Below are 7,130 nucleotides of genomic sequence, written 5' to 3' on the forward strand. Positions count from 1 at the left end.
ACCCGAAGAGTCGAAGTGAGGCCATCTGCAAGTCGATTGAGCTCCCATGGGTGGGCCAGGCCGCGGACGGCGCAGCAACTCGTCGGCGAGGGGGATGTTGCGGCTGGGCGGGGGTGACCATGGCGGCTCACTCTCGGTGCGGTCCGCTGCGGGACGGGAATAGGGCCCCGGCCCCTGCCGAGGGAGGCCGGCCGGGGCCATGCCGACGGGGTCGACCGCGGCAAGGGGCGGGGGCTCAGAGGTGGCGTTCGCGGCTGTGGTGCCGAAGGGGCACGTTGCAGTCGGATACCGCGCTCAAGTCGCCGCGCCGGTAGGCATCGGCGCGCTCTTGGGCGAGTGCGCGGCATCGAGCGCAGTCGGGGTGTGGTTTGGGATCTGCCGGCCAGTTGGAGGGCGGCGTGTAGAGCATGGTCGGTCTCCTGGTGCGGCGGCCGGGTGGGCCCGGCAAGGTTGCTCCCTGTTGGGTCTGGTGGCTGCCCGCTGGCTTCCGTGGCCGTCCTGCTGTCGTAGCGCCATGGTTGCCCCAAGCCGGTCAGGGAAGGCGGGTAGGGGCAACTGTGAGCACTCTCCCAACTTGCTTATATCCAGGGAGAGTTACGCGCACCTTGAGTGCGATCCGCCGTGGGATCGCGCCGCGGTGGCAACACATGGTGACCGTAGCGCTACGGCAGATGAGGTGGCAAGTATGCTCCGGGGCATACATGTCGCGCGGTATACGCAAAATGCCCCCCGTCCGGCCTGGACGGGGGGCATGGTTGTGCCGGCGGCGGGGGTCAGCTGGCGAAGTGGTCGAACTCCCCGGCCTTCACGCCGGCGATGAACGCCTTGAGCTTCGCCGGCGTGGTCCGCACGACGACGTCGGGGTCGTCGCTTTCGCGCATCAGGATTTCACCGTCGACCACGGCTGTTTCGATGCACTGCTCGCCACCGCCGCCGGAGAAACTCGACTTTTGCCAAATTATTTCGCTCATTCCCTGACTCACAGTTCTCTTGCGATGTGGTGGATGAAACTCTGCGACTCTTCGGGGGAGAGTGCCGTTTGTTCGGCAAAAGCGAGGAGCGTTCGGTAGCGGTCGAGGTCAGCTGCCGCGTCCAGGAATCGACCACCGAACGGGGTGTCGATGTGGACGGTGTCGAGCTGCGGCGCGACACCGCTCGCGTACATCACCGTCTGCGTTACCTCCACAAAGTCCTCGCTGGTGAAGGGGATGACGCGCAGGGTCAGGCCAGGGCGTTCGGACGTTGACAAGAGGTATTCGAGTTGCGCTCGTGCCACCTTCCGCCCACCGACGCGCATGCGTAGCGCAGCCTCGTGAACGATCGCTTCGAACTGTGGGGCGCTGTCACGTTCGAGGATCGCCCGTCGTTCCATCCGGTGCTCGACGCGGGCCTGTATTTCGTCTTCGGGGAGCTGCGGAATGACTCCGGCGAACAAGGCGTGCGCGTACTCCTCGGTCTGGAGGATTCCTGGAAACGTCACCGGCTGGAGGCAGCACAACCGTGTCGCATGGTGTTCCAATTCCGCGATGTCGAGGAACCCGGGCGCGAGGATTCCTCGGTATCTGTCCCACCAGTTCTGGCCCCGGCGCTCGCGCGCTATCGCGCACAGGGCATCGACGAACGCATCGTCGTCGCAGGCGTAGAAGGTAGCCAGTCGTCGGATGCGGTCTTCGCTGACGCCGACCCGGCCCGCTTCGATGTGCGAAATCTTGGCTTGGTCGGTCGAAACCCTCCCGGCCGCCTCGCGGGCAGTCTTCCCCGCGCGCTCGCGCAGCTTGCGCAACTCCGCGCCCAGTCTCGCTTGTCGGGCCGTTGGATTGTCCCTCGGCGGCATGTCACCTTCCCCTGTTCGCGCTCAGTCTCCCGCGTAACGGTGCCACGGGTCCACCCGGTCTCGCGAACCTCAGGGAACAATCTTGCCCCGGGGCATGTATGACCCCTATGGTCCTCGCAACGGCGCACCGCATGCCAGGAAGACCCGAAGTGCAGCCATCTGCAAGCCCATTGGGCTCCCGGGGGATGGACCAGGCCACGGACGGCAGCGGCGGCGCTCACGTTCTCGTGAGGAGACACGACCATGAGCACGGTTGACGAAAAGCCCGTTCCCCAGCCGCACCACCCCATCCGAGAGTCGTACCGCTTCAGCGTGCCGAGCAGCTCCGCCGCCCCCAAGGTCGCGCGGGAGATGGTCGCGAAGCTGCTGGTTCTCACCGGACACGCCCCCGCATCCGAGACGGCGCGCCTGCTCGTCTCGGAGTTGGTCACCAACATCCACCTGCACACCCGCACCCGCACGATCCACCTCGACGTCTTACTCGGCCCAGCCCGAGTGAACGTCAGCGTGTGGGACGCCAGCCCCGAACTGCGCCCCGCGTTCCGCGGCGGCCGCGACGGCGACGAGTCGGGGGCTGTGCCTCGTCGACGCGTTGGCGTCCGGGTGGGGCGTCGTGTGGCCCACCGGCTCCGACGGCTGGAAGCGCGTGTGGTTCGCGCTGGACGAAGGCCGCGTGGTGGCCGGCACGACCGGCCGCGCCCGCGCTTCCGAGCGGCCCACGGAGGGAGCCGAATGATTGCCACCCGCCCCGTCCGCCGGCGCCCGCCAGTCAGGCGCGGCCCCGGCAGGATCGAAGTTTCCCCAGGTCAGGAGCGTGCCAGAAAACTTTTCCGGATTCCCGTCACATCTGCGTGCGTCGATCCGTCAGGGCTGTGAAGACGCCAACCAGGCAGAAACGAAGGAGCCCGACCATGACGAACACCTCCCTCTCCCGGATGCCCAACCCGGCCGAGTTCGTGCCCGAGATGGCCGACGTCAGCGCCGCCCTCTTCCGGGCCACGGGCAACCGCTCGGTGCCGCGCGCCACGATCAACCTCGTCCACCTGCGCGCCGGGCAGATCGTCCGCAACACCTACCTGACGATCCTGAACACCGGTTTCCTGCGCAAGGCGGGGGAGTCCGAGGAGCGCATCACCGCCGTCTCCTCCTGGCAGGACGCCCCGTACTTCACCGACGCCGAGCGCGCCGCCCTCGCCCTGGTGGAGGCCACCCTCCAGCCCGCCCCGCACGGCGAGGAGCGGGTCTCCGACGAGCTGTACGCCGAGGTGGCGAAGCACTACGACGAGAAGGCGCTGGCCACCCTGACCATCGCGATCGGCCAGATCAACTTCTTCATCGCGGTGGCCGTCATCGGCAAGCCGCAGCCGGTCGACTCCCTCGCGGACGCGCAGTGGGACTGATCCGGCGGGGGGACTGACCCGGCGGGGTACGGATCCGGCAGGGCGGCGTACGGGCCGCCGGCGGGGCGTCCGGCCGGTGGGGAACGCCGCCGGTCGGCGCGTTCCCGGCCGTTTCCGGCCGGTGGGGAAAAGAACACGCCAGGGAGGCGTGACATACCACCTGGTATGCATCGACAATCGCAGCACCACTACCCGCCCGTAACAAAGCGGAGGCACCCGGTGCTCAGCACGATGCAGGACGTACCGCTCACGGTCTCGCGAATCCTGACCCATGGATCCACGGTCCACGGAAAGGCTCAGGTCATCACCTGGACCGGCGAGGCAGAGCCGCACCGCCGCACTTTCGCCGAAATCGGCCGGCGGGCCGCGCAGCTCGCGCACGCGCTGCACGACGCCCTCGGGGTGGCCGCCGCCGAGCGGGTCGGAACCCTCATGTGGAACAACAGCGAGCACATGGAGGCGTACCTCGGCATCCCGTCCATGGGCGCGGTGCTGCACACCCTGAACCTCCGGCTCCCGGCCGAACAACTGGCCTGGATCGTCAACCACGCCGAGGACCGGGTCATCCTCGTCAACGGCACCCTGATCCCGCTGCTGGCGCCCCTGCTGCCCCAACTGCCCAAGGTGGCGCACGTGGTCGTCGTCGGCCCCGGCGACCGCGCCCCGCTGGCCGGCGGCCACGCCCAGGTCCACGAGTACGAGGAACTGCTCGCCGGACGGCCGGAGCGCTACGACTGGCCGGAGACCGACGAGCGGGCGGCCGCGGCGCTCTGCTACACCTCCGGCACGACCGGCGAGCCCAAGGGCGTGGTCTACAGCCACCGTTCGCTCTACCTCCACTCCCTCCAGGTCAACACCGCGGAGGCGTTCGCCCTCGCCTCGCGGGACATCGCGCTGCCGGTGGTGCCGATGTTCCACGTCAACGCCTGGGGGCTGCCGCACGCCGCGTTCATGGCCGGCGCCTCGCTGCTGATGCCGGACCGCTTCCTCCAGCCCGCGCCGCTCGCCGAGATGATCGAGACGATCCGGCCCACCATCGGCGCCGCGGTCCCGACCATCTGGCAGGGCCTGCTGGCCGAACTCGACGCCCGCAAGCGGGACGTGGCCTGTCTGCACACCGTCGTCATCGGCGGTTCGGCCTGCCCGCCCGCCCTGATGCGGGGCTTCGAGGAGCGGCACGGCATCCGCGTGGTGCACGCCTGGGGAATGACCGAGACCTCGCCGCTGGGCTGCGTCTCCCACCCGCCGGCCGGGGTCGGCGTCGAGGAGGAGTGGGCCTACCGCGCCACCCAGGGCCGCTTCCCGGCCTCCGTCGAGGCCCGGCTGATCGGCCCGGCCGGCGAGGAACTGCCCTGGGACGGCACCGCGGCCGGCGAACTGGAGGTGCGCGGCCCGTGGATCGCGGGCGCGTACTACGGCGGCGCGCAGGGCGAACCGCTGCGCCCGGAGGACAAGTTCAGCCCCGACGGCTGGCTGCGCACCGGCGACGTCGGCACCATCACCCCGGACGGCTACCTGACCCTGACCGACCGGGCCAAGGACGTCATCAAGTCCGGCGGCGAATGGATCTCGTCGGTCGAGCTGGAGAACCACCTGATGGCGCACCCGGGGGTCGCCGAGGCCGCGGTGGTGGCCGTACCGGACGAGAAGTGGGGCGAGCGGCCGCTGGCGACCGTGGTGCTGACGGACGGCTCGGCGCTCACCTACGAGGAGCTGCGGGCGTTCCTCGGCGAGCGGATCGCGCGCTGGCAGCTGCCGGAGCGGTGGGCGGTGATCCCGTCGGTGCCGAAGACGAGCGTGGGCAAGTTCGACAAGAAGGTGCTGCGGCGGCAGTACGCGGACGGCGAGCTGGACGTCACGCAGCTGGGCTGACCGGACGACCGGGCCCGCCGGGTGTCCCGGCGGGCCGGCTAGTTCGTGCCGATCTTCGCGAGCAGGTCCACGATGCGGCTCTGCACCTCGGCGCTGGTGGACCGCTCCGCCAGGAACAGCACCGTCTCCCCCGAGGCGAGCCCCGGCAACTGGGTCGGGTCCAGGTCGGCGGCGGTGTAGACGACCAGCGGGGTGCGGTCGAGCAGCCCGTTGGCGCGCAGCCAGTCCACGATCCCGGCCCGGCGGCGGCGCACCTGCATCAGGTCCATCACCACGAGGTTGGGCCGCAACTGCGTCGCCAGGGCCACCGCGTCGGTGTCCGCACCGGCCCGCGCGACCTGCATGCCGCGCCGCTCCAACGACGCGGTCAGCGCGCCCGCGATGGCGTCGTTCTGCTCGATGAGCAGCACCCGCGCCGGCTGGTCCTCGGTGTCCCGCGGGGCGAGCGCCTTGAGCAGCACGGCCGGATCGGCGCCGTACGCGGCCTCCCGGGTCGCCTGCCCCAGACCGGCGGTGACCAGGACGGGCACCTCCGCGGCACCGGCGGCCTGCCGCAGCGACTGGAGCGCGGTACGGGTGATGGGCCCGGTCAGCGGGTCCACGAAGAGCGCCGCCGGGTACGCGGCGATCTGCGCGTCCACCTCCTCGCGGGAGTTGACGATCACCGGGCGGTAGCCGCGGTCGCTGAGCGCCTGCTGGGTGGCGACGTCGGGCGCCGGCCAGACCAGCAGCCGACGCGGGTTGTCCAGCGGCTCCGGCGGCAACTCGTCGTCCATCGGCGGTTGCTGACGGTCCGTCACCTCGACCGCGCCGTTCGGCCCGTCCAGCGGCTCGGGACCCTCGCTGCCCTCGTCGGGCGCGGAGATGGCGAACGCCCGGCCCTCACCGGCGTCCATGAGGTGCCCCTGCGGACCCGGCTGCTTGGGCCGGGCGGCCTGCTGTGGCACCGCACCGGGCGCCGCAGCCTCGGCGGCCGCGCCGCGCTCGTCCTCCGGCGGCGGCGCGGCGAGCTTGCGCCGACGGCCGGAACCGGTGGACGTACCGCCCGGCGGCGTGCTCGTACTGCCCGGGGGAACCGCGCCGGGCTGCGGCCCCGGACGCTGCGGCTCGGCCAACTGCTGGGCGAACGGCACACCCTGGCCGAGCGTGCGCACGCTGAACGCCCGCCCGGAGGCGTGCCCGGAGTCGTCCTCCGCGGGCGGCAGCGGCTGCCGGGTCTGCGGGGGCACCGCGGCGCCCGACGGCGGCACCGGCCTGCCCGCGGGGCCCGGGGCGGGTGCGGCCGGGGCCTCCTCGGCGGGGCTGGGGCGGCCCCGGCGGCGGCCGGTGGGCGTGGCCGGGGACGGCGCGGGGGCACCGGGGATGCCCGGTGCGGTGCCGGTGCCCGTGCCGGTCGCCGCGGCCGGCGCGTCCGGGTCCACCGGCTCCGACGGCTGCGCGACCAGCCCCTCGGGACCCGCCACGAACGTGCCGGACGCCTCGGAGTCGGCCATCGCCGCGGCCGCGCGCTCCTCGGCGGCGGCCCGCCGCCCGCGCCGCCGGCCGGTCGGTTCGCCGTCCCACGTTCCCGGTGCGTCGGGGGAGTCGGCCGCGTCGGCCGACAGCTCGGCCGGGGCGCCGCCGGTCGCCTCGGGGCCACCGGCCACCGGACGACGCGCCCGGCGCCGCCCCGTACCGCCGGCCTCCTGCGCTCCGGCCTCCGGCCGTCCGGGTGCCGGTGCGGGCACCGGCACCCCGCCGGCGACCGCGGGCAGCGCCGGCATCGGCTGCGCGGCCGGCGACTGCGGTGCCCGGTCCGCCGCGGCGGGCGGCAGCGCGAACGGCGACCGCGGCCCGGCCGGGGCCTGGGCGGCCCGCTCGCCGGACTGCTGCGACCCGCCCGCACCGGACGGGGCCGGCTCGCCGGGCCGCTCGGGCGCCTCCGCCAGCGTCCGCCGGCCCCGTCCGCCGGCGGCCGGTACGGGTCCCTGCGCGAGCGCCGGAAGGCGCCCCGGAGCCGCACCCTGGGGCCGCCCCGCCTGCGT

Annotated in this window: 4 protein-coding genes and 1 pseudogene; 2 read left to right on the forward strand and 3 right to left on the reverse strand. The window is 72.5% G+C overall.

All coding sequences use genetic code 11. The features are described 5' to 3' along the window. Nucleotides 1-773 precede the first annotated feature (773 nt). Both CG747_RS07910 and CG747_RS07915 read right to left on the reverse strand, forming a co-directional pair. Nucleotides 774-971 (reverse strand): DUF397 domain-containing protein, encoded by a 198-nt coding sequence (locus CG747_RS07910; RefSeq protein ID WP_100600898.1) that lies wholly within the window; start codon nucleotides 969-971, stop codon nucleotides 774-776. Between the two features lie 8 nt (nucleotides 972-979). Then, complete coding sequence (locus CG747_RS07915; RefSeq protein WP_100600899.1) at nucleotides 980-1,834, reverse strand: helix-turn-helix transcriptional regulator; 855 nt, start codon at nucleotides 1,832-1,834, stop codon at nucleotides 980-982. A gap of 911 nt (nucleotides 1,835-2,745) precedes the next feature. Here CG747_RS07915 and CG747_RS07920 point away from each other — a divergent pair. Together CG747_RS07920 and CG747_RS07925 are read left to right on the forward strand one after the other, a co-directional pair. Continuing rightward, entirely contained in the window at nucleotides 2,746-3,234 is a 489-nt protein-coding gene (locus tag CG747_RS07920; protein ID WP_100600900.1) for a carboxymuconolactone decarboxylase family protein, read from the forward strand. Nucleotides 3,235-3,453: 219 nt separating this feature from the next. Then, nucleotides 3,454-5,106, forward strand: a complete 1,653-nt coding sequence (locus CG747_RS07925) for a long-chain fatty acid--CoA ligase (RefSeq protein ID WP_100600901.1) — start codon at nucleotides 3,454-3,456, stop codon at nucleotides 5,104-5,106. 38 nt (nucleotides 5,107-5,144) lie between these two features. Here CG747_RS07925 and CG747_RS49175 read toward each other — a convergent pair. Further along, nucleotides 5,145-7,130: pseudogene (locus CG747_RS49175) on the reverse strand (PAS domain S-box protein); the annotation flags it as partial.

This window comes from Streptomyces sp. CB02959 (genome assembly GCF_002803155.1).
Lineage (GTDB): Bacteria > Actinomycetota > Actinomycetes > Streptomycetales > Streptomycetaceae > Streptomyces.

Excerpts from the sequence above, each read along its gene's own strand:
- CG747_RS07910 (WP_100600898.1), bottom strand. The coding sequence starts at position 971 with ATGAGCGAAATAATTTGGCAAAAGTCGAGTTTCTCCGGCGGCGGTGGC.
- CG747_RS07915 (WP_100600899.1), bottom strand. The coding sequence starts at position 1,834 with ATGCCGCCGAGGGACAATCCAACGGCCCGACAAGCGAGACTGGGCGCG.
- CG747_RS07920 (WP_100600900.1), top strand. The coding sequence starts at position 2,746 with ATGACGAACACCTCCCTCTCCCGGATGCCCAACCCGGCCGAGTTCGTG.